Here is a 22,507-nt window from a genome sequence, read left to right as displayed (position 1 = left end):
GCGAAGCGCGATCGGATAACCTCACCCTCAGTAGTTGACAGCCAATGGCAACTAGCCCTTGGATTCCGCCCGATCCTTTCGGGTGAGAGGCCTCAGGATCCATCGCAATACAGGAAAAGCGCATGTTGACGGTAGACGAGCAGAAACACCCAATCTATTATTTGCTGTTCGACGGCACACCGACCGCCCAGGACACCGAGGCCCACCTGGCCAGTTGGGAGCGTTGGTTGTCCGAGGGCGAAAGCTTCGGGGTCATTCAGCGGCAGGTAGGCGTCGAGGCGGGCGAGGGCAAACCCCCCAAAGAGGGCCACAAGCTCGAAGTCGATTTTTTTCGCCGCAACCGGCCGCGCATTGCCGGGCTGTGCTTCGGCGTGGCCGTCGTGCTCGATTCGGAGGCGATGCTGGATAAATGGCAGCCGCTGGCCGCCAAGGCGATCGAGAACATGGTCGGCTGCACCGGCCGCGCCTTCGGCACGGTGGCCGAGGCTGTGCAGTGGCTGGAGGAGCGCCAGATCGCCGCGCCGCCCATCGAAGCGGCTCCGGGAGAGCACCGATGACCCAAATTGCTTCCCAAGGCTCCCAGTCGCTGAAACCTGCTGCCGAAAGTCTTCCCTCAGCCGCTGAGGGGACGATGGTGGGCAACGGCCTGGGACTGATCTTTCGGCTGGCGCGCCGCCAATGGCCGGCCCTCGCCGCGGCGGCCGCCTTTGCGGTACTCGCGGTCGCCTTCGAACTGGTGCCTTATCTGGCGGTCTATCGGATCGCTGTGGAGGTCTTCTCAGAGGCGCCTCGGCCCGAAGCGATGGTCCGGCTCGCCTGGCTTGCTTTTGGGGCGGTGGTGCTGCAGTTTGTGTGTATCGCCGTCTCCAACACCGTCGCCCATGCGGCGGCCTTTCGGCTGCTCAGGCAGGTGCGCACCGAACTGACCGAGAAGATGGCCCGGCTGCCGCTGGGCTTTTTCGACCGGCGCGAGAGCGGCGATCTCAAAAAAGCGCTGGTCGAGGACGTCGGTTCGCTAGAAGGGGTGCTCGCCCACAACATTCCGGATATCGTCTCGGGGATTTTGGTCCCCCTGGCGGCGGGGGTTGCCCTGTTTTGGGTGGATTGGCGCATGGCGCTCGCGTCGCTGGCGCTGCTGCCGGTGGGGATCGCCGCCCAGATGTGGGCGTTTCGGGACATGGACGCGCAGTACCGGCTGTGGCACCGCACCGAGGCGGCCGCCAACGCCGGGGTGCTCGAATACCTGCGCGGCATCGCCGTGCTCAAAGCCTTCAACCGCACGGCCGGCTCGCTGGAGCGATTGCGCTCGGCCGTCTACGGCGTGCGCGACGTGGCCACCGCGATGACCCGGCGCTCGATGTACCCGTATGCGCTCTTTTTTATTGCCCTGGGGAGCAACCTGCTGGTGGTGCTGCCGGTGGGGATCGCTCTGCACCTGCACGGCGGGCTGGGCTTGCCCCAGCTGTGTCTGTTTTTGGTGCTGGGCGCGGGATTGACGGCACCGCTCATCAAGTTGATGTTCGTCTTCGGCAGCACCTCCCGCACGATCATGGGCGCCGGGCGGATCCAGGCCATCCTGGATGCCCCGCCGCTGCCGGAGGCGGATGGGCCGGTCCAACCGGCGGATTACGGCGTGCGCTTCGTGGATGTGCACTTTAGCTACGACGGCGCCAAAAGCGCGCTACAGCAAGTGAGCTTCACTGCCCAGCCGGGCCGGGTGACGGCTCTGGTCGGTCCTTCGGGGGCCGGGAAAAGCACGGTGGCCAGGCTGATTGCCCGCTTCTGGGATGTGGATGCGGGCCGCGTGGAAGTGGGCGGTGTGGATGTGCGGGCCTTGGGCCTGGAGGCGTTGATGGGCCACATCGGCTTTGTCTTCCAGGAGGTGTTTCTTTTGCACGACAGCGTGCGCGAGAATATCCGCCTGGGGTGCGCCGGGGCGAGCGACGCCGAGGTGGAAGCGGCGGCGCAGGCGGCCAACGCCCACACCTTTATCCAGGCGCTGCCGGACGGGTACGACACCCAGCTTGGGGATCGCGGGGCGCGGCTTTCGGGCGGCGAGAAGCAGCGCCTCGCCATCGCCCGGGCGATTCTCAAGAATGCGCCGATTCTGTTGCTCGACGAGGCCACCGCCTTTGCCGATCCGGAGAACGAACTGGCGATCCAGCAGGCCCTGGCGGAGCTTATCCAGGGCAAGACGGTGATCGTGATCGCCCATCGCCTCGCGTCGGTTGCCGATGCCGACCACATCGTGGTCTTCAATGGCGGGACCGTCGAAGACCAGGGCACCCACGGGGAGCTTTTGGGGCGCAGTGGAACCTACCGCAGACTCTGGGCCGCCCAGCAGCAGGCCGTGGGATGGACGATGACCACCGCAACGGGGGAAGAAGCGCATGCTGGTTGATTTCGGGTTCGATCTGGCCGGGCGCACCGACGCGCGGCTGTGGCGCGGCCTGACCCTCAGCATCCTGCAGGCGCTGTTGGGCGTGGTGCCGTACCTGGTGCTGTATTTTGCCCTGGAGGCCGTCTTTGCCGGCCGGGCCACCGACGCGCTCGCCTGGGGAGCGGCGGCGATCTTGGGCGTCTGCCTGCTGCTGTTGTGGGTGGTGCGCGCCCACGCCATGCTCGACAACTTTGCCGCCACCTACGCGCTCGTGTGCGACATGCGCCTGCGGCTGGCCGACCACCTGGGCCGCCTGCCGATGGGCTTTTTTACCCGTCGGCGCACCGGGGCGCTCGCGGATGTGCTGACCGGCGACTTCGCCATCTACACCGAGGTTGTCACCCACACCTGGGGTCTGGTGATCGCCAATCTGGCCCTGCCGGTGTGCATCGCCGGGGTGCTCTTTTTGGCCGATTGGCGCCTGGCGCTGCTGGCGGTGGCCACGATCCCTTTTGCGCTGCTGGCGGTCATTTGGAGCCAGTGGCTGCTGGTGCGCGCCGGCGAAAAGCTGATGGACGCCAAGGCCGACACGGTCGGGCGGCTGGTCGAATATATCCAGGGGATCGCCGTGCTGCGCGCTTTTGGCCGCACGGGCGCCAAGCACGCGGCGCTGGCGGCGAGTCTTGCGCGCCTGGAAAAGCAGAGCCTGTATACGGAACTGGCCCCCGCCCCCGCCCTGCTGATGTACGGGTTCACCGTCGAGTTGGGCTTCACGATCGCGGCGGTGGTCGGCGCCTGGTTGATGACCGGTGGGGCGCTCTCCCCGGCGGTGTATCTGTTGTTTCTGGTGCTCTCGCTGCGCTTTTACAAATCCCTTGCCGAACTGGGCATCTATCTGGCCGAATTGCGTTTCGCCTCCGCCACCATCGCGCGCATCCGCGGGTACTTCGGCGAATCCGCCCAGCCCGAACCGGCCGCAGCGAGTCTGCCCACCGGTTGCGACGTCGTCTTTGACAACGTCTCTTTCGCCTACGAGGAGCAGACCGTCCTAAAACGGGTGTGGGCGGTGATGCGCCCAGGCACGCTCACCGCCCTGGTCGGTCCCTCCGGCTCGGGCAAGTCCACCGTCGCCCACTTGCTTACCAGATTATGGGATGTCGATTCGGGTGCAATCCGCATCGGCGGCGTTGATGTGCGCGCAATGGCCATGGCTGCGCTCCAGGCGCACATCGGCATCGTCTTTCAGGATGTGTACTTGTTTCGCGACTCGGTGCTCAACAATATCCGCCTGGGCTGTCCCGACGCCGACGCCGAACAGGTGCTCGCCGCCGCCAAGGCTGCCCGCGCCCACGATTTTATTGTGCAACTGCCGCAGGGCTACGAGACGATCCTGGGCGAGGGCGGCTACGACCTCTCCGGCGGGCAGCGCCAGCGCCTCAGTATCGCCCGCGCCCTGCTCAAGGACGCCCCGATTCTTATCCTGGATGAAGCGACCGCAAGCGTCGATCTGGACAACGAGCGGCTCATCCAGCAGGCGATCGCCGCACTGACCAGGGGGCGCACGGTGATCGTGATTGCCCACCGCCTCTGGACCATCCAGCACGCCGATCAGATCCTCTATTTCGAACACGGCCGCATCGTCGAGCGCGGCACCCACGCCGAGCTGCTGGCCGTCGAAAACGGTCGCTACCGCCGCCAGTGGCAGGCGCAGCAACAGGCCGGAGGCTGGCGAATTGGCGGAGCAACCGGTGTACGGTCTGTCGGATAACCCGCCGGCGGCACGCATCGGCCTTCCAAACCCACTGCTTTCAGCCGCGGGCAAGGGCTTTAATGCGATAGTCTTTTGATAAGCTGTTTGGCTCATCTCAAGGGGTGTCGCCGTGACTATCTCCATGTCTGAGCAAGTCTTGGCTGATTTGGGCCAAGAGCTTAACGCGCACACACAATACCCGGATCCGCAAGACGAACTGGATCTGCTCTGGCGCTTGCCGTCGTGGTTGGCCGAAGGTTGTTTTCGAGAAATTGCCTTGCGCGAGGGATTGGCATTGTGCATCGAAAATTTCCGGCTGCGCGATCGCTGGGAGCTTGCTTTGCCGGAACGGGAGGAATGCCTGTGTTTCCATTTCCACCTGTCGGGGGAGCACCGGGACGGCAGCACCGAGGTGGGCAACCTCGAATACGCCCTCTACGGCAGCGGTCTGGCTCCCAAGCAAACCATGGCCGGCCCGGATCACTTTCCTATCCTGGAGGTGCACATCTGGATGCAGCCGGAGGTGCTGGTTGCCTTCGTTGGCCACAATGGAGAACTGCCGACGGAGTTCGCGCACCTGGTCCGCCCAGCGGACCAAAAATACTACACCCGCGTGGGAACGGTCTCGCCCGCCCTGCAGCAGATCCTTCGGCAAATCGTCCGCTGTCCGTATTCGGGCCTCGCCAAGCGGCTGTATCTGGAAGCCAAGGCGCTGGAGGCGGCGGCGCTGGTCTTGGAGCACGAGCAGGAGGTGCGGCAGGGGCGATGCCTGCAGCATGCGTTGCAATCCGATTGCGTCGAGCGCATCTGTCGCGCCCGCGAAATCGTGCTGCAGAATCTGGATCGGCCGCTGGCTTTGGCCGAGCTGGCGCGGCGGGTGGGACTGAACGAATGTGCGCTCAAGCGCGGTTTCCGGCAGGTGTTCGGCACAACGGTGTTCGGCTATCTGCGCGACTACCGGCTGGAGCAGGCGCGGCAGTTGCTGCTGTCGGGCGAGGCGAACGTGTCTGGGGTGATGCAGGCGGTGGGCTTTGCGGATCGCGGCCATTTCGCGGCGGCGTTTCGCAAGAAGTTCGGGGTCGCTCCGAAAGATTACCGATAAGGCAGATGTAAAGATTGCGGTCGGTCCCCCGGGACGAACGGGTCTGTGATTCGCCCGGCAGCAGAACGCTCGGTGCCGCGCAGACCAGCGGGATTGGGAGAGACAAATCGGCTTTTAAGCATTTGCCTGGCTATTCAAAAGTTCTGTCCAGCCATCAAAAAATTCCGTCCAGCCATCGGCTTGCGCTTCACAAAGGCGTCGGCACCCTAGTACTTTGCTAGGAACCACTCTCAACAAAGGTGCGCTGGGATGGGTGTGGGGTTGCGAAATGCGCGAATGGCGGCGGGCGGGTGGTCGGTTGCGGCGGCTGCGCTCGCGCGGGCGGCAGAGCCGGTGATCGCCATTCGGCGGGCACGGTTGGCCACTTCCGTACGGAGGGTGAAGGCTTGCCTGCCTAACCGCAACGCCAGTCTGTTGGTGGCGGGCGGCTTGTCGCTGCTGTGCGCCGGCCCCGCTGCTGCCCAGCCGTTGGCCACGGAGGTGTCGCGCCTCGGCGAACTGCCCTCCGTCTCGACCAGTGCCGCCCATCTGGCCCAACAGCCCGCCGAGCCGAGCCAAGCCCAGGCTCCTGCCCCACCGGACGGCGAGGAACTCGACGAGGTGACGGTGACCGGCACTGGTACTTACCGCCGCTCGAACGCCTCGACCGCCACCAAGACCGACACCCCGATTCTCGACACGCCCCAGTCCGTCCAGGTCATCCCCCGCCAGATCATCGAGGACCAGGGCTCCGTGCGCATGCGAGAGGTGTTGCGCAACGTCAGCGGCGTCTACCTGAACAACAACTACAGCAATTACAGCGAATCGTTCAATATCCGCGGCTTTACCGCAAGCCAGTTCACCAATGCCTTTGCAACGAGCAAGTTCGATTCGTTCAATGCCGTCGATACCACGAACATCGAGCGCATCGAGGTGCTCAAAGGGCCGTCCTCGGTGCTGTTCGGGCAAGCGGAACCCGCGGGCGTCATCAACTACGTCACCAAAAGACCCCTGCTCACCCCCTACACCGCGATCGGCTTCACCGCCGGCAGCTACGACTTCTACCGCACGACGCTGGATCTGTCCGGCCCGCTCACCGCGGGCGGCACCCTGGCCTACCGGCTGAATGTCGCCTACGAAGACGCCAATACTTTTCGTGGCACCCAGGGTCGGCGGACGTTCTTCTCGCCGGTGCTGGAGTGGAGAGTCACTCCCGACACGACGCTGAGCTTCGAGGTAATCCACAGCCGCGACAACCGTCCTTTCGAGCTGGGCCTTCCGGCGGTGGGCACCGGGGTGGCGCCGGTACCGTACAACCGGCTCTTTGCCGATCCCAAGGGATTGCTGCTTACCAATTCGACGCGGGCCATCGCGGTGCTGGAACACCGGTTCGCGGAGAATCTGACCATGCGCAGTGCGGGGCGCTACGCCAGCTATATCGAAAACTACCCAAGATTGATCTATAGCGCAGGGCTGCTGGAAGACAACCGCTCGTTGCAGCTGGCGGACGACCGGGGGGAGTATTACTTCGAATCGTTCGGTTTCCAGAACGACCTGATCTGGAAGGCAAAGACGGGCTCGATCGACCACACGGTCCTATTTGGCCTCGAACTGGGCAAGTCTCTCCAGTCGGGGTACGGAATCTTTGGCCTGGCGAATGTCATCGATATCTATCAGCCCCCTCCCTACGTGCTCGAGCCCGCCGCGGAATCGTCGCGTTCTCCTTATGGTTTCAGGAACGCCATCAGCTTTTTCGGGGTGTACCTGCAGGATCAGATTTCCTTTTCGGACAACCTCAAGCTGGTGCTCGGCGGTCGTTACGACACTGCCTCGGCGCCCAGTACGGATCCGATAACGGGTGCGATAAACCCTTCGGAGGGGCAGGCGTTCTCTCCGCGGGTCGGCCTGTTGTACAAACCCGCCCCCGACGTGTCGCTGTTCGCCAACTTCAACCAGTCTTTCACTCCCACTTCCGGCCGCAGCGCTGCGGGTACGCCGTTTCTGCCCACCCGCGGCACCGGCTACGAACTGGGCGCCAAGGCCGATTTGCTGGCGGGCCGCCTGTTCGCCAACCTGGCGCTGTTCAAGATTGCCAAGACCAACGTCGTCACCTTCGACCCCACCAACCCCCGCTTTTCGATTCAGGTGGGCGAGCAGGAGAGCCAGGGGGTCGAATTCGACCTCACCGGCGAGATCCTGCCGGGGTGGAACGTGGTCGCCACTTACGCCTACACCGACGCGAAGATCAGCCGCGACAACACCTACCCGGTAGGCAACCGCCTGCCCACCGCGCCGCTGCATGGGGGGAGCCTCTGGAGCGCCTACCGGGTGAGCGAGGGAGCGCTGGCGGGCTGGGGGATCGGGGCGGGGGTGTTCTCGGTGGGCGAGCGCTTCGGGGATCTGGCCAACAGCTTTTCGGTGCCCGGTTACACCCGCTTCGATGTGGCGCTCTACTACCGCCGCGGCGGACTGAACGCGGCCCTCAACTTCAAGAACCTGTTCAATGCCCAGTACATCGAGTCGGCCGTCAGCCGCGGGGGGATTACTCCGGGGGCACCCTTCACGGTGCAGGGCACCCTCGAAGTGCGCTTTTGATTCGAGGGCATGGCGGTCGCACCACAACAGCCCCAGCGTCTGCTCTCATCGACGGCGATTGGGCACCCTTCGCTCACGAGACCGACGGCGGCAGCTGCCGGCGAAACGCCTCGATGTCCGGGGCATCGAGCAAGGCCAGGCCCAGAGTGTCCAGCGCGTCCGTATCGGCTATCGCCTGCAGGGCTGTCAGCATATCTTCCGGCAACGGCCCAAACTTGTGCTCCAGTTGGTGCAGCAGAAACTGAAGTCTGGTGCGTTGCTCCGTTTCATGCACAGCCTGTTGCACAGCCTGTTGCACCAGCTCGCGGGTCAACTCCTGAAACAGCGGCGTCTCGGTCAACAAACTCATCTGCGACCTCCTTCTAAAAAACTCCGTGACGACTTGCGTATCCCTTAATGAGGCCAAAAGACCCGTGACCGTCAGCACCTCGGTGCGCTGTTGGCTCGATTCTATCTCCGCCTCAATGACCCCGGTGCACGCTTCCAGCAGTGCCCCCAATTCCTGCCCGCGCATCAGCGGCACCAGCGGCATCAGCCCCACCAGACCACTGGCCAGCACCGGCTCGGGGTCTTGCTCCCACAACCGCACAAGGTCGTACTCCACCCGCACCCGGCCTTGCTCGAAGCGCTCCGGTACCTGACGGGTGGCAGCGCTGTCCTTGAGCAGGACGAGCACCTGATTGGGCAGCAGGCCGTAGCGGTTCAGCACGAACAGGGCGTAAGTCGCCATACGCACGGGCAGCTCTTCGCGGGGCTCGCCCTTCTGAACAAGCGTTTGGAATTCGACGTGCAGCAAGCGTGCCTCCGCCTGCTCATCGCGGTAGCGAATCAGAAAATCGGCGCGGCGCTGCTGAGCGACGATGACAGAGTTGAGTTCTTGCTCCCACGTCACCTCGGGCCCTTTGAGCCAGGCGAGGAAGTGGCGGCTGTAGAGGGCGGCCAGACCCTGCAGGCTGGTGTCGAATGGGCGGCGTTCTTGCTCGGCCACGCGGTTGCTCCGGCTGTGCTGTCATCCTGCCATGCTTGCCCGGCTGTCGAACCGGTGCTGCAAATCGGCGGCAGAGCCCAAGTCCGGCAGAGGTCGAGCGGTGCATCCGCAGGCTGGGTGATGCGTTCGGTTACCCGGGTGCGCCGTTCACGCTGCAGGGCACCCTCGAAGTGCGCTTTTGAGGGCGCACGACTCGCTTAGCCCGTCGGCCGGCCGTCGAGCCAGCTTTGCAGATCGGCGGCGCAGCCGAAGTCCAGCAGCGCCTCGGCCAGGGCATTGAGCCCTTCATCCGGCAGCCCGCCGACGCGCTCGCTCACCCCGGGCTCCAGGGTGCCGACCCGCCGGGTGAGTAGACGCAAGACCAGGGACAATGCCCTCCTCCGTTCGGCCTGCTCGGCGCGTTGGCGCTCCTCGTCTGCTCTTTGCTCGGCCTGCTCGGCCCGTTGGCGCTCCTGTTCGGCCCGTTGGCGCTCCTGCTCGGCGCGGGCGGCGATTTCTCCATAGCTCTCGAACGGCGTCCCGTCCGGCCGCCACATCTGCAACTGGCCCCCGGCATCCACATCGAAGCGCACCCCCAACCTGGGGCTCACCCACCCTGACATCGACTCGATGCCCTCCAGCACTCCGCCCCGGCGCACGTAGCCGTCGAGGGCACCCGCCTCGGGATCGTATAGGTAATACTCCTCGACACCAAAGCGCTGGTAGAAGGCGAACTTGCGCGTCATCTCCCGGACACTGTTGCCGGGCGAGAGCACCTCGAAGACCACCTGCGGGGCGATGCCCGCTTCGAGCCACTGCCGGTAGCTGCCGCGCTTGCCCTTGGGTCTGCCAAAAGCGACCAGGGCGTCGGGAGCCTGCCGGGTCTTGTTATCTCCTTCTATCGGGTACCACAGCAAATCGCCGGCCACGAAGACATCGGGCTCGCCCGCGAACAGCCACTCCAGGCCTTCTTTGATGTAGACGATCCAGCGGAACTGCTCGGTGTTGTCGGACATGGGCAGGCCATCGCAGTCCGGGTAGACGACCGGTTCTGTGGAAACAACCATGGCGTGCACCTGTGAACCTATGCGCACCATCATAGCGATGGCGGCTGTTGCTTGCCGAGAGCAATTCGGCCGATCGGGGTTTCGGCGACGTTCGCTCCGTGCGCCTTGCCGCCTCCTTCCATTGTTTTTGCTTCTGCCGCTGCCTGTCCACTTTTCTGGAGATGGGCCAGGGCCGCGGGCTAACGATAACGAATGTGAATGATTTTCATCGACCGGCGCACCGCGGGCAGCCGGCGCAGCAGCCGCAGCCACCCCCAGCGGTGTGGGTGGTAGTCCAGGTAATACCATTCCTGGAGGAACTCGACCCCCCCGCTCCAGCCTTCCAGGTGGCTGCCGCGGTCGATACCCCAGCGAAAGGAAGCGGCCTCGGTCCGGTCGTGACGCTCGACGACAACCGGGCTGACGGCCTCCGCCAACAGTTCGGCACAAGGAAAGGCGGCTCCCAGACAAGCGACCAGTTGCCGGGCTTCGCACTCCGTCAGATACATCAGCAGACCCTCCGCGATAAACAGAAACGGCGAGCGGCGCAGCGGCTGCAGGATATCCATCCAGGCAAAATCCATGACCGAGCAGCCCAGATGCCGATGGCGGTCGCTTTCGCCGAACAGGTGGCTCCACGGTCGCTTCAGGGCCGGCAGGTCCAGTTCGTACCAGCGCACCCGGCCGTTGTCCACCCGGAAGTAGCGCGTGCAAAGGCCCGCTCCCAGGTTGACGACCACCGCCTCGGGATGGACCTGCAAGAACCGCTGCACCGCGCGATCGAGGATCTCGGTGCGGATGGCGACGGCCACCTGCGTCGGCCAGACACTGTTGCGCCTGGCCAGGGCGGTGCAATCGAGGTTCAACCTGTGGACAATCTCGATGGCTTTCTGGTCGAAGACGATGCCGTCCTGCCGCTGCGTCTCCAGGTAGCGGGCGCACAAGGAGAACAGCAAACCCTCAGACACACCCGGCAGAGCCCGCATCGGTCATCCCCCTTTAAGCGGCGGGGTCGCGCATCCAGCCCCGCAGGGACAATCCAGGCAATCGCCGCAACGCACGCAGGCAGCAGACTGTGTTGCGGCAACGGGTTCGGCCCGGCCGAAGCCGGCCTCCGGCAGATCCCGCTCCACGCTTAGCCCTTCCGGTTGGCGGCGGTAGGGAATCGGTTGCGCCCTGGCCCACCCGCGCTGCCGCCAGAGGGCTTCTTCGCCGGGGTGGCGGGCAAAGTGCACCACCCAGCGGTCTGCGCAGCGCACGCAGGGCAGCACCTGGGGGATGACGTCGCTGACGCACAGGTAACCCCAAAGATAGCCGCTGAGCAATTGAGTCTCAGGCACCGCTTCCTCCTTTACACGGTCTTCAGGAAAGGGCAACCGGCCGGTGGCGGTCCGCTGTCGGCCCGAACCGGCTGCCCCGGCTTAGCCCAAGCTAGATGCCGAACTCGCGCTTCAACTGCGCCACCCACTGCTTGATACGCCGCTCGGTCTGTTCCGGTTGGTTGTCGTCGTCGAGGGCCAGACCCACGAACTTGCCGTTTTTGTAGGCTTTTGAGGCGTTGAAATCGTAATTGTCCGCCGGCCAATAGCCGACGGTGGTACCGCCGCGCTGGGAGATCTTTTCTTCCAAGATGCCCATGGCGTCCTGGAAGTTGTCGCCGTAGCCGCGCTGGTCGCCGGTGCCGAAGTAGGCCACCTTCTTGCCGGCGAAATTGATCTGGTCGAGATCCGGATAGAACGAATCCCAGTCGTCCTGCAAATCGCCGATATTCCAGGTGGGACAACCGATGATGAGGTACTCGTAGGCGGTCAGGTCCGCCTTGGACGCCCGGCCGATGTCGCGCAGATCCACCTGGGTTTTACCCAATTCCTGCTGGATGACCTCGGCGGCATCCCCGGTCTTGCCGGTGGTGGTGCCGAAAAACAAACCGATCTTGGCTGGCATGGAACCTCCGTGTTCTTGAAATGGGCCGACTGGGTCCGGTCGCGCAGAACTTACAGGCCGAAGGGCAGACGCCCCGCAGCCCGGATGCTCACCGAACGCAAGCGAATACATGAGGACGCATCGCAGCAGCACCCGCCGCCGGTCACGTCGACCGACATCGGGGTTGTGCAGCGCCGCTCTCTTTCTATGGCAGCTTAGTATTGTTGAAACTGACTGTCAATAAATTTTGATCGATACATCGACGCTCGAAACTCAGAGGCCGTGTTCCAATAGCTTTGCAAAAGATATACCACCTGTCGTCGGAGGGGAGTTCAATCACTATTGCTGCTTTTTCCCAATTGCGATATCCTACGCCTGACCATCCGTCGGAGACCGCAATCGGCGCGGGCTGTTGGTTTACCCGATTGGCGGGTCCGTTGGTTTTTGCTTGCCGGCAATGGAGCCGCACATGCGCAGTTTTTCGGGTTATTTCTTCTTGGGATCTGTGGCCCTGGCGGCCCTGCCCAGTTTGGTGGCCGTTGCCCCGGCTTTTGCGCTGCCCGTTGCCGGCAGTGAGGTAGTCCTTGTGCGCAAGGCCGATCTGGAGCACAGCGCGCTCGGGGCGCGGGGATTGCTCGGAGGTGGGCTGGCCCAGGCACCGCCCGCCGCGACACCCGCTGCGCCCAGCCAGGATCTGCCCGGGAGCGACCCTTCTGAACTCGACGAAGTCACCGTGGTCGGACGCTACTTGCGCAAGGACGCCACCACCGCCACCAAGACCGACACCCCGCTCATCGACATTCCCCAATCGATCCAGGTGGTCCCCCGGCAGTTGCTCGAAGATCAAAAGATTATTCAGTTCAACGACGCGCTCAAGACCGTGAGCGGCGTCTTCAACGCCAATCCCACCTTTGCCTCCTTCAGCACCTTCAACGTCCGGGGCTTCAACACCAACAACATCTACCGCAACGGCTTTCGCGACGGCGTCAACAGCCTGGCTGGCTTCGACGTCGCTTCGATCGAGCGCATCGAGGTGCTCAAAGGGCCGGGCTCGGTGCTCTACGGCCAGGGCGAACTGAGCGGCATCATCAACGTCGAGACCAAAAGGCCCCAGCCCAAGGCCGCCTACGCCGCCACCTTCGACGCGGGCAACTATGGCCTGTTTCGAAGCAGCCTCGATTTCACCGGGCCGCTCACTGCCGACAAGGCCCTGTCGTACCGGTTGAACGCCGTCTACCAAAATTCCAAAAGCTTCCTCGATTTTTTCCAGGCGGAGCGCTGGTTGGTGGCCCCTGCTTTCACCTGGCGCATCGGCTCCAATACCACCCTCGACATCGACGGCGAATTCTACAATGCCCGCCAGCCTTCCACCTTCGGCCTGCCCGCCGTGGGCACGGTCCTGCCCAACCCGAACGGCAAAATCTCCACCGGCCGCTTTGTGGGCGAACCTTTGCTCGACAACTACGGCAGCAGCGCCTACCGCTTCAGCTACCGGCTCGAACACCGCTTCAGCCCCAATTGGTCGCTGCGCCACGGTTTTTCCTCCAGCCACCAGCGCCTGTTGTTCACCCAGACTGTGCCCGTCGAGCTATTCCCCGACGGCCGCACGCTGTTGCGGGTGATCACGGGCACGACGGTCCCCGACGGGTATACCTTCTGGCGCGACAGCAACATCGTCGACACCTACCTCATCGGCAACTTTCGCACCGGTCCGGTGGAGCACAAGCTCGTCTTCGGCTTCGACGCCTCCTGGTTCTACAACGCCACCCGCCAGTTCAACGGTGCGCTCATCGCCCCGCTCGACCTGTTCAACCCGGTCTACAGCCCGACCCGGGGGCCGACCATTCTGGAGGCGAACAGCTTCAATTCCCCCTCTTCCTACGGCATCTACATCCAGGATCAGTTGAGTTTTTCAGAGAATCTGAAGCTGCTGTTGGGACTGCGCTACGACAATGCCACCCAGCGGACCGCCGATTTGCTCACCGCCACGCGCACCAGCGAAGATTTCGACGCCTTCAGCCCGCGCGTCGGTCTTGTCTGGAGGCCCATCCTGCCGCTCGCCCTTTACGGCAGCTTCAGCCGCTCCTTTTTGCCGACGCTGGGAACCAACCAGGCGGGGTTGCCGTTTGTGCCCGAGCGCGGCGAGCAGTTCGAGGCGGGTCTCAAGGCGGATCTGTTGGAAGGGAAGCTCTTCACGACGCTTGCCTATTTCGATTTGACCCGCCAGAACGTGCTTACCCCCGATCCGAGCAATCCTTTCTTTTCGCTGCAGACGGGTGAGCAGAACAGCCGCGGCGTCGAATTCGACCTCACCGGCGAACCTGTGCCGGGTTGGAACCTGACCGCCGCCTACGCCTACATCGACGCGCGCATCACCCGCGACACCCAGTTTGCAGTCGGTAACCGTCTAGGCGCCGTCCCCCACCACAGCGCTAGCCTCTGGAGCACCTACCAGTTGCAGGAAGGTTCCCTCAAAGGTCTCGGTTTCGGCCTCGGTTTGTTCTATGTCGGCGAGCGAACGGGAGATCTGGCCAATACTTTTACGCTGCCCGGTTATCTGCGCACCGACGCCGGCGTCTACTACCGCGCCGACAATGTCCGCTATGCTTTTAACTTCCGCAACCTGTTCAACGTCGAGTACTACGAAAGCGCCGGCAGCGCCCTCGATGTGATCGTGGGGACCCCGTTCACGGTGATCGGCAGCGTCTCGGTGGAGTTTTGAGCGATGAACTTCAAAGTGCGGCCTGTGGTTTTTGCGCTCCACCAGTGGACCGGTGTGGTGCTCGGCCTGCTGTTGGTGGTCATCTGTGTAAGCGGCAGCGTGCTGGTGTTCAGCGAAGAGATCAACCGTACCCTCCACCCGCAGTGGACCCGTTCGCGACTGCAAGGAGAGCCCATCTCGCCGGCCGCGGCCATCGGGAAGCTGCGCACCGCCTACGCCGACAGCCGGCTATTGAGCCTGCGCGTCCCGCCGGAGCCGGACGGCACCTACATGGGAGTGCTCCTCAGCGGCGAGCGGTTGCAGGTGAGCTTTGTCGATCCGCGCGGCGGCGCGCTGATCGGCGGACGCATCGATGTGCTTTCGGTGCCGGTTGGTTTTTTGTTGCTGTTGCACACGAGCTTGCTGGCCGGGGCGGCCGGGGGCATCGTCGTGGGCATCGCCGGTGTGTTGCTCACCGTTTTGGGCCTAAGCGGCCTGGTGCTCTGGCCGGGCTGGAGGCGGTGGCAGTCGGGGTTGCGGGTGCGCTGGCGCTCCCCGAGCCGTCTGCTCCACTACGATCTGCACAAAGTCAGCGGCGTCTTTTCTGCCGCGCTTTTGGTGCTGATTGCCCTGACCGGCTCGGCGCTCGTCTTCCACGACCCGGTGGAGGGATGGGTTTACCAGGCGTTTGGTCAAAAGCCGCCGGAGCATCCTGTCTCCACCGTGCGCCCTGGTATCCGGCCTCTGGACATCGAGCGCGTCCTGGACCGAGCGCGCGCCGTGGTACCGCAGGCGACCGTCACGAACATTGCGTTGCCCACGCGGTCGAACGGTGTGGTCTACGTCACCCTGCGCTGGCCCCCCTCCGCAGGGGCAGGCCTGGGTACTGTCGCCCTCGACCAGTACAGCGCCAGCGTTCTGCGAGTGGACAACCCCCGGCGTTTTACCCCTCCCGAGCAGGTGATGCAGTGGCTTTATCCGCTGCACGTCGGCAATTTCGCGGGTCTGCCGCTGCGCGTCCTCTACGCCCTGGTGGGCCTGGCCCCGGCGCTGTTGTTCTGGACCGGCCTGGTCCTGTGGCTGGATCGCCTCAAAAAACGCCTCAACCGCCGCGCCGCCCCTGCCCCCGGCGGGTAGCCCGAGGGCGGCGTCGGTCATCGGGCATTTATTGACACTCGATTCCAACAAGCCCTATGCTTTGTGTGCCCGGAAGCCGGTGGACTTGTTGGATCCTGTCCCGAGGCACTTGCAGTGCCGACGGTCGCGGCAGAAGTCGTTTGCCCGAGGAGGCTCGTTGTCCATGATCGATCGCAACACGTTGCTGCTGTTAGCGGGCGGTTTGTTGCTGCTGTGCGCCGCCCCCACCCCCGCACAGCAAGTGGCCGCGGTACCCCTGGAAGTGCCGCGCCTCGACCAGATACCCACTGCCTCGACTAGTGCTGCCCACCTCGCCCAGCAGCCCGCCGAGCCGAGCCAAGCCCAAGCTCCTGCACAACCGGACGCGGAAGAACTTGACGAGGTGACGGTGACCGGCACCGGTACCTACCGCCGTTCGCGCTCCTCGACCGCCACGAAGACCGACACGCCGATTCTGGACACGCCCCAGTCGATCCAGGTGATCCCCCGCCAGGTCATCGAAGACCAGGGGACCGTGCGCCTGCGCGACGCCCTGCGCAACGTCAGCGGCGTCTACCTGCAAAGCACCGACGGCAATATCGGCGAATACTTCAATATTCGCGGCTTCTCCGCCAGGTCCTACACCAACGCCTTTTTGTCCAGCGGCACCGATTCGCTCCTTTCTTTGGACACTGCCAACATCGAGCGCGTCGAGGTGCTCAAGGGACCCTCCTCGGTGCTGTTTGGCCGCGCCGAACCCTCCGGGGTCGTCAACTACGTCACCAAAAGGCCGCTGCCCGCCCCCTACGCCGCGGTGGCCTTCACCGCCGGCAGCTACAATTTCTACCGCACCACGGCGGATCTGTCCGGGCCGCTCACCTCGGACGGCGCCCTGGCCTACCGGCTGAATGTCGCCTACGAGGACGCCAACAGCTTCCGCGGCGTGCAGGGCAGGCGGGTGTTCTTCGCGCCGGTGCTGGAGTGGAAGATCGGCCCCGACACGAAGCTGAACTTCGAGATAGAGCACAACCGCGACAACCGCGTTTTCGATCCGGGCCTTTTCGCAGTGGGCACCGGCGTGGCGCCCGTCCCGTACAGCCGGCTCTATGCGGATCCCAGGGGACTGATTTTCGGGTATGCGACGCGGGCGACGGCGGTGCTGGAGCACCGCTTCGCCGAGAACCTGACAATGCGCACGGGCGGACGGTACGCCAACTATCTCGAATCGTTCCCGCTCCAGTTCACTCCCGGGGAGCTGTTGGCGGACAACCGCACGCTGGTGCTGGCGTATCTGGAGGGGAATCAATTTTATGAAAATGTCGCCTTCCAGAACGACCTGGTCTGGAGGGCACAGACGGGTTCGGTGGACCACACGGTCCTTTTCGGCCTCGAACTGAGCAAGTTTGCCACCGGCTTCGCAGGCACCTTCGGTTCCGCAAACAGCATCGATATTTTTCAGCCTCCTCCCTACACCTACGAATTCCCCCCGGCCTCGGAGCGCTTTCCCTTCATGGGCAACACCACCACCAGCGGCTTCGGGGTGTACCTGCAGGATCAGATCTCGTTCTCGGACAACCTCAAGCTGGTGCTCGGCGGCCGCTACGACACCGTCTCCGCGCCCTTTACAGATCTGCTGGCGGGCACGGTCAATCCGTCGGAGGGGCAGGCTTTCTCCCCGCGGGTCGGCCTGCTCTACAAACCCGCCGCCAACGTTTCGCTGTTCGCCAACTTCAATCAGTCTTTCGCTCCCAGTTTCGGCAGAAGCGCCACGGGCACACCCTTTTTGCCCACCCGCGGCACCGGCTACGAACTCGGCGCCAAGGCCGAGCTGCTGGGGGGACGTCTGTTCGCCAACCTGGCGCTGTACAAGATCGCCAAGGCTAACGTCGTCACCCGCGACCCGGCCAACCCCGGCTTTTCGATTCAGGTGGGCGAGCAGGAGAGCCAGGGTATCGAGTTGGACCTCACAGGCGAGATCCTGCCGGGGTGGAACCTGATCGCTTCTTACGCGTACACCGACGCGAAGATCTCCCGAGACAACACCTTCCCCGTGGGCAACCGCCTGCCCACGGCGCCGCTGCATGGGGGAAGCCTCTGGAGCGCCTACCGGGTGAGCGAGGGAGCGCTGGCGGGCTGGGGAGTTGGGGCGGGGGTGTTCGCGGTGGGCGAGCGCTTCGGGGATCTGGACAACAGCTTTTCGGTGCCCGGCTACACGCGCGTCGATGCGGCGCTCTATTACCGGCGCGGCTGGTTGAATGCGGCGATTAACTTCAAAAACCTGCTGGGCACCCAATACATCGAGGCGGCGACGTTTCGCTACGCCGTCCACCCGGGTGCGCCCTTTACGGTGCAGGGCACTTTTGAAGTGCGCTTTTGAGGGCGTGCCCCGCGCTCAGCCCGCCGCCCGGCCGTCGAGCCAGCTTTGCAGATCGGCGGCGGAGCCGAAGTCCAGCAGCGCCTCGGCCAGGGCATCGAGCCCTTCATCCGGCAGCCCGCCGACGCGCTCGCTCACCCCGGGCTCCAGGGTGCCGACCTGCCGGGTGAGTAGACGCAGGACCAGGGACAATGCCCTCCTCCGTTCGGCCTGCTCGGCGCGCTGGCGCTCCTGCTCGGCGCGTTGCTCGGCCTGCTCGGCGCGTTGGCGCTCCTGCTCGGCCCGTTGGCGTTCCTGCTCGGCGCGGGCGGCGATTTCCACATAGCTCTCGAACGGCGCGCCGTCCGGTCGCCACATCTGTAACTGGCCTTCGGCATCTAAATCGAAGCGCACCCGCAAGCGAGGGCTCACCCACCCTGCCGGCGACTCGATGTCCTCCAGCACCTCGCCCTGACGCCGGTAGCCGTCGAGGGTACCCGCTTCGGGATCATAAATGTAATATTCTTCGACGCCGAAGCGCTGGTAAAAGGCGAACTTTCGCATCATCTCCCGGACACTGTTGCCGGGTGAGAGCACCTCGAAGACCACCTGCGGGGGAACACCCGCTTCCTGCCACTGCCGGTAGCTGCCGCGCTTGCCCTTGGGTCTGCCGAAGGCGACCAGAGCGTCAGGAGCCTGCCGGGTCTTGTTGTCTCCTTCAAGCGGGTACCATAGCAAATCCCCGGCTACGAAGACATCGGGGGCGTCCACGAACAACCATTCCAGACCTTCTTTGATGTAGACGATCCAGCGAAACTGCTCGGTGTTCTCGGACATGGGCAGGCCATCAGAGTCGGGGTAGACAACTGGTTCTGTGGAAACAACCATAGCGTTCACCTGTGAACCTATGCTCACCATCATAGCGATGACCGCAGGAGACCGGCTCTCCCGTCATTGATTCTGCTTCGCTGTGCGTTCTCAAGGCGGAGTAGCCGTTGATTGCCGCGAACCTAGGATTAAGCGAACAAAGATGCTACCGGACAACGAAAACCCGGCAGCAGAGGACTGCTAAGCGCGTCGGCAGCCAGCAGGGTCACAGCCAGCTTCAACACACCTTCTAGGCGGCGATAGACGGACACCCGCCGCTGCTGCCCATCGACGATCCAGTACTCCTGTACTCCCTGCACCGAGTACAGCTTGAGCTTCAGCTCCCGGTCACGCCGCTCGTTCTGCTCCCCGGGCGAGAGCACCTCCACCACCAGTTCCGGCGCGCCGGTCAGATGGCCCGCTGCGTCCAGAAGTGCGTCCAGGCTCTCGTTGCCGGCCCAGACCACATCGGGGATGACATTGTCGGCGTCGCTGAACAGGATGCCCGGCAAGACGGCGGCCTGACCCTGTCCCGAACTATCCGACCAGGCTGTGAGGGCGGCGAAGATGCGGCCGCAGATGTTCTGGTGCCGCCAGTGGGGGGCTCTGCTCACGAACAACTCCCCATCGATAATTTCGTAGCGGTTGCCATTGTCCGGCAGCAATTCCAGGTCTGCTGCCGTCCAGCGCACCCGCTCACCGGCTGCATGCATACTTTCTTTCTCTCCAAAGCTGTCGTTGCGCCCATTGTAGCCAGCGCCGCTTGCCCGCCGGGATGGAGATGGTCGTCTCATTTTCATAATCCGAATATCCCGACTGTTGACAGGCCGCGCGGGCGACCCTATACTCCAGCTATTGCAAGTTATTCCTAATAGCTTCCATCGTTCGCTCCAGCCGCAAGCTGCCTAGATGACTCGCCCCGAAGGGGTTGGGGCGTTCTTTTTTTGACCATTGAGGCTGCGTTGGTTCTCAATTGCTGTTGCACACAGCCACCTGCTGACGACGAGGAGATCTCCCATGTTCCAGGCCAAATTGTTGCTCCGCTCAGCCGACCACCGCCCTCCGGCCAGACGGATGAATGCTCCGCCAGGTCGAGCCGCCTGCCGGCAGTGCCCCGGCGGCACCCCACAGCACCACGCTGCCGGGCGGACTTTTGCCCTAAGCGGCGATGCGTTTTGGGTGGTGCAGTCCGGAGCACTCTGGATCATGAAGCTTGACTATTGCGGGCGACAGACACCGCTGGCCTTGCTTGGGCCGCAGATGGTCTTCAGCCGCCGGTTGGTCTCACCGTCGGGGTACTACTTTGCCCAGGCTGAGACCGATGTGGAGTCGTTGGTGCTCGATTGGCCGCAGATCCAGCGCTCCGACGCGCTGACCGCCCAGGTGAACGGCAAACTAGTGGACTTGCTGCTGCACATGGAAGCTTGGCTTGCTCTGCGCTGCCGGGGATCGACTGTCGAGCGGCTGCGGGATTTTCTGTTGTTGCTTGCCGAGCAGTTCGGCCGGCCGGGGCCGCGGGGGGTGCGCCTGAATTTGCACCTCACCCACGCGCAAATCGGCATGGCCATCGGCAAGGAGCGGGTGACCGTGAGCGGGGCGATGGGCCGACTGAGGGCGGATGGATGGATCCGCGAGGAGGCCGACGGCCACCTGCTGCTCACCTGGGATCTGGCTGCAGCAAGGTACTGACCAATGAGTGTTTTTTTTGATTTCAGGAGCCGAACATGCCAGAAAAAATTCGTCTGTTTTACGGCACGACCACCGGTAAGACCCTCGATGCCGCCTCGATGATCAAAGACGCCTTCGGCGGGGACACCGTGACGCTCTACGACATTTCGGAGACCGACAAGGAGGATTTGACCGGCGCCGCTCTGCTGATTATCGGTTGCCCGACCTGGGACATCGGGCAGTTGCAGAGCGATTGGGATGCCTTCTTCCCGGTCCTGGGCGATATCGACTTTACAGGCAAAAAAATTGCCTACTTCGGCACCGGCGATCAGGTGGGCTATTCGGAAAATTTTCAAGATGCGATGGGCATTCTGGAGGCAAAAATTTCCGAGCGCGGGGGCACTACCTTAGGCCGCTGGCCGGCGGACGGCTACGACTTCAACGCCTCGCTCGCGGTCAAAAATGGCAAGTTTGTAGGTCTGGCTCTTGACGACGACAACCAATCGAGGCTGACCGACAAACGCATCAAAGACTGGGTGGCACAGCTCAAAAAAGAATTTGGTGTTTGACAGAACCATTGCCGGGCGGCGTGGTTCGGCTGGGAGTCCTTGGCTGCCGCCCTTTTCTATTGCCCTCAAGGAGCGCTCGTGAACGAGACCCAGGTGATTGGTGGTTATGTCTGGAGTTATCTGTCGGACTTTGACGTGGTTCCCCAGGTCTTTCCGTTCGTGCGCTGCGGCGACTGCTGGTGCGTACACTTTGCCCGACACCCCGGCCAGACGGCATTCTGGCTGGAGCGCGGCTGGGCTAAGGCCTTCGAGATTCCCTACAGCCGCAGGCCCGGGTGTCTGCGCGTGGATCTCGATTTGCCCGAGTCCGGTTTCTGGAAAGCGCTGCGCCTCCCGCCAGTTTGAGGTGGCAGCTTTGCGAAGAATGGGACGGAGGGTCCGATGCAGCTGACAGTCGCACCAGAGAACATTTTTGAATCGTTTGCGCTCACCAACGGCCAGATCTCGCGCTCCCTGGCGCTGTCGATCCTTGGGGTAGGCGTGAGCAAGGCCGTGCTCGCCGCTGACCGTACGGGTGTGTTCAAACAGCTCACCGACGCTCCAAGAACCGCCGTCGAGCTGGCCCGGGCGACCAACTGCAGCCTGCACGGCATGCAGGTGTTGCTTGAGAGCCTGGAGGGATTCGGCTTTGTGCACAGAAAAAGCGAGCGCTACCGGCTCACCAAGGAGGTTGCAGGCTGGATCGACAGCGACGGCGGCCTGGCGAAGAGCCTGATGCAGCTGGTGGGGGACAATCTGCAACTGTTGCAGCCGGAGGATGTTGCCGAGGGCACCCCCCCCATCTCCCGCGGCGAGCCCCGCTCCCCCGCCTGTTGGGCCGATTACCTCGCCATGATCAAAAACGGCGGTCACCAATCGTCCCCGCAGTTGGTCCAGTGGGCGAAGCTCGACCCGGCGCCACGGCATTTGCTCGACGTCGCCGGGGGAACAGCGGACAACAGCCTGGCCTTCTGTGGGCGCTACCCCGGACTGCGCGCCGACATCCTCGAATTGCCGGAGGCCGCCCGACAAGGCCGCCGCAAGATCGCGGCGGCGGGCCTGGACGGTCACATTCGCTACATCGAGGGCAACCTCTTCGAGACCGATTGGGGCAAAGGCTACGACCTGGTGGTGTTGTCCAATGTGCTGCATGTGCTCTCCGCCCGTCAGTGCGAGGCGATCCTCGCAAAAGCGTTTCGGACTTTGCAGCCGGGGGGACGGGTGATCATCCACGACCTGTTCCACCCGGGTTCGCGCGGCCGGATCAGCCCTGGCATCGGCCTATTTTCACTGATTTATTTTGTCACCTGCGGCGGGCGCACCTGGCCGAAACCCGTTCTGCTCGAATGGCTTGCCGGAGCCGGTTTCGGCAACATTCGCGCCGCGCGCCGACGGCTGGCGCTGCTCATCTGCGCCCAAAGGCTCTGAGGCTTGCTGCCTCCTTCCATAACGTTTGGCAGCGGCGGAGCACCGGCCCGCGCCCGGCGCCGGGCTAGAATAGCGCCATCTCGA

At 63.7% G+C, this 22,507-nt stretch carries 19 protein-coding genes; 12 read left to right on the top strand and 7 right to left on the bottom strand.

Features of this window, described 5'->3' with window-relative positions:
• The first annotated feature begins 122 nt into the window (after positions 1-122).
• The 5 genes from GLL_RS01715 to GLL_RS01695 all read left to right on the top strand — a co-directional run bounded on the left by GLL_RS01715 (position 123) and on the right by GLL_RS01695 (position 7,806).
• Positions 123-557 (top strand): hypothetical protein, encoded by a 435-nt coding sequence (locus tag GLL_RS01715; protein ID WP_011140327.1) that lies wholly within the window; start codon positions 123-125, stop codon positions 555-557.
• Positions 554-2,401 (top strand): ABC transporter ATP-binding protein, encoded by a 1,848-nt coding sequence (locus GLL_RS01710; RefSeq protein ID WP_011140326.1) that lies wholly within the window; start codon positions 554-556, stop codon positions 2,399-2,401. Before GLL_RS01715 ends, GLL_RS01710 begins: the two co-directional genes overlap by 4 nt.
• Positions 2,391-4,148: an ABC transporter ATP-binding protein gene (locus GLL_RS01705; RefSeq protein ID WP_011140325.1), complete on the top strand. Its 1,758-nt coding sequence runs from the start codon at positions 2,391-2,393 to the stop codon at positions 4,146-4,148. Before GLL_RS01710 ends, GLL_RS01705 begins: the two co-directional genes overlap by 11 nt.
• A 124-nt stretch (positions 4,149-4,272) precedes the next feature.
• The gene (locus tag GLL_RS01700) at positions 4,273-5,232 is read left to right on the top strand and encodes a helix-turn-helix transcriptional regulator (protein ID WP_231848327.1); all 960 of its coding nucleotides are present in this window, start codon (positions 4,273-4,275) and stop codon (positions 5,230-5,232) included.
• A 276-nt stretch (positions 5,233-5,508) separates the two neighbouring features.
• On the top strand, positions 5,509-7,806 hold the full coding sequence (locus GLL_RS01695) for a TonB-dependent siderophore receptor (protein ID WP_164928493.1): 2,298 nt from the start codon (positions 5,509-5,511) through the stop codon (positions 7,804-7,806).
• A gap of 73 nt (positions 7,807-7,879) precedes the next feature.
• On the opposite strand, the gene GLL_RS01690 is transcribed toward GLL_RS01695, so the two are convergent.
• The 5 genes from GLL_RS01690 to fldA (GLL_RS01670) all read right to left on the bottom strand — a co-directional run bounded on the left by GLL_RS01690 (position 7,880) and on the right by fldA (GLL_RS01670) (position 11,763).
• Positions 7,880-8,794 (bottom strand): DUF4351 domain-containing protein, encoded by a 915-nt coding sequence (locus tag GLL_RS01690; protein WP_011140322.1) that lies wholly within the window; start codon positions 8,792-8,794, stop codon positions 7,880-7,882.
• Positions 8,795-8,991: 197 nt separating this feature from the next.
• A complete protein-coding gene (locus GLL_RS01685) occupies positions 8,992-9,840 on the bottom strand; it encodes a DUF4351 domain-containing protein (protein WP_011140321.1) in 849 nt (282 codons plus the stop codon).
• 179 nt (positions 9,841-10,019) lie between these two features.
• Positions 10,020-10,805: a class I SAM-dependent methyltransferase gene (locus GLL_RS01680; RefSeq protein ID WP_011140320.1), complete on the bottom strand. Its 786-nt coding sequence runs from the start codon at positions 10,803-10,805 to the stop codon at positions 10,020-10,022.
• 3 nt (positions 10,806-10,808) lie between these two features.
• A complete protein-coding gene (locus tag GLL_RS01675) occupies positions 10,809-11,159 on the bottom strand; it encodes a hypothetical protein (RefSeq protein ID WP_011140319.1) in 351 nt (116 codons plus the stop codon).
• Between the two features lie 91 nt (positions 11,160-11,250).
• On the bottom strand, positions 11,251-11,763 hold the full coding sequence (gene fldA, locus GLL_RS01670) for a flavodoxin FldA (protein ID WP_011140318.1): 513 nt from the start codon (positions 11,761-11,763) through the stop codon (positions 11,251-11,253).
• 448 nt (positions 11,764-12,211) lie between these two features.
• Between fldA (GLL_RS01670) and GLL_RS01665 the strand changes: the two genes are divergently transcribed.
• The 3 genes from GLL_RS01665 to GLL_RS01655 all read left to right on the top strand — a co-directional run bounded on the left by GLL_RS01665 (position 12,212) and on the right by GLL_RS01655 (position 17,936).
• Positions 12,212-14,464, top strand: coding sequence for a TonB-dependent siderophore receptor (locus tag GLL_RS01665; protein ID WP_164928491.1), 2,253 nt, complete (start codon positions 12,212-12,214; stop codon positions 14,462-14,464).
• Positions 14,465-14,467: 3 nt separating this feature from the next.
• Complete coding sequence (locus GLL_RS01660; protein ID WP_011140316.1) at positions 14,468-15,580, top strand: PepSY-associated TM helix domain-containing protein; 1,113 nt, start codon at positions 14,468-14,470, stop codon at positions 15,578-15,580.
• Positions 15,581-15,743: 163 nt separating this feature from the next.
• Complete coding sequence (locus GLL_RS01655) at positions 15,744-17,936, top strand: TonB-dependent siderophore receptor (RefSeq protein ID WP_164928490.1); 2,193 nt, start codon at positions 15,744-15,746, stop codon at positions 17,934-17,936.
• A gap of 15 nt (positions 17,937-17,951) precedes the next feature.
• Here GLL_RS01655 and GLL_RS01650 read toward each other — a convergent pair whose 3' ends face one another.
• Both GLL_RS01650 and GLL_RS01645 read right to left on the bottom strand, forming a co-directional pair.
• Positions 17,952-18,800, bottom strand: coding sequence for a DUF4351 domain-containing protein (locus tag GLL_RS01650; protein WP_164928489.1), 849 nt, complete (start codon positions 18,798-18,800; stop codon positions 17,952-17,954).
• A 128-nt stretch (positions 18,801-18,928) separates the two neighbouring features.
• Positions 18,929-19,492 (bottom strand): Uma2 family endonuclease, encoded by a 564-nt coding sequence (locus tag GLL_RS01645; protein WP_011140313.1) that lies wholly within the window; start codon positions 19,490-19,492, stop codon positions 18,929-18,931.
• A 304-nt stretch (positions 19,493-19,796) separates the two neighbouring features.
• Between GLL_RS01645 and GLL_RS01640 the strand changes: the two genes are divergently transcribed.
• From GLL_RS01640 to GLL_RS01625, 4 genes are all read left to right on the top strand, one after another.
• The gene (locus GLL_RS01640; protein WP_011140312.1) at positions 19,797-20,468 is read left to right on the top strand and encodes a Crp/Fnr family transcriptional regulator; all 672 of its coding nucleotides are present in this window, start codon (positions 19,797-19,799) and stop codon (positions 20,466-20,468) included.
• 35 nt (positions 20,469-20,503) lie between these two features.
• Positions 20,504-21,016, top strand: a complete 513-nt coding sequence (gene fldA / locus GLL_RS01635; RefSeq protein WP_011140311.1) for a flavodoxin FldA — start codon at positions 20,504-20,506, stop codon at positions 21,014-21,016.
• A gap of 78 nt (positions 21,017-21,094) precedes the next feature.
• On the top strand, positions 21,095-21,361 hold the full coding sequence (locus GLL_RS01630) for a hypothetical protein (RefSeq protein WP_011140310.1): 267 nt from the start codon (positions 21,095-21,097) through the stop codon (positions 21,359-21,361).
• A gap of 36 nt (positions 21,362-21,397) precedes the next feature.
• On the top strand, positions 21,398-22,423 hold the full coding sequence (locus tag GLL_RS01625; RefSeq protein ID WP_011140309.1) for a class I SAM-dependent methyltransferase: 1,026 nt from the start codon (positions 21,398-21,400) through the stop codon (positions 22,421-22,423).
• The last annotated feature ends 84 nt before the right edge of the window (positions 22,424-22,507 follow it).

It is taken from the genome of Gloeobacter violaceus PCC 7421 (genome assembly GCF_000011385.1).
In the GTDB taxonomy this organism is placed as follows: Bacteria; Cyanobacteriota; Cyanobacteriia; order Gloeobacterales; family Gloeobacteraceae; genus Gloeobacter; species Gloeobacter violaceus.
Note: the sequence above shows the minus strand (reverse complement) of the source record. Positions and strands in the feature narration are given on the sequence as shown.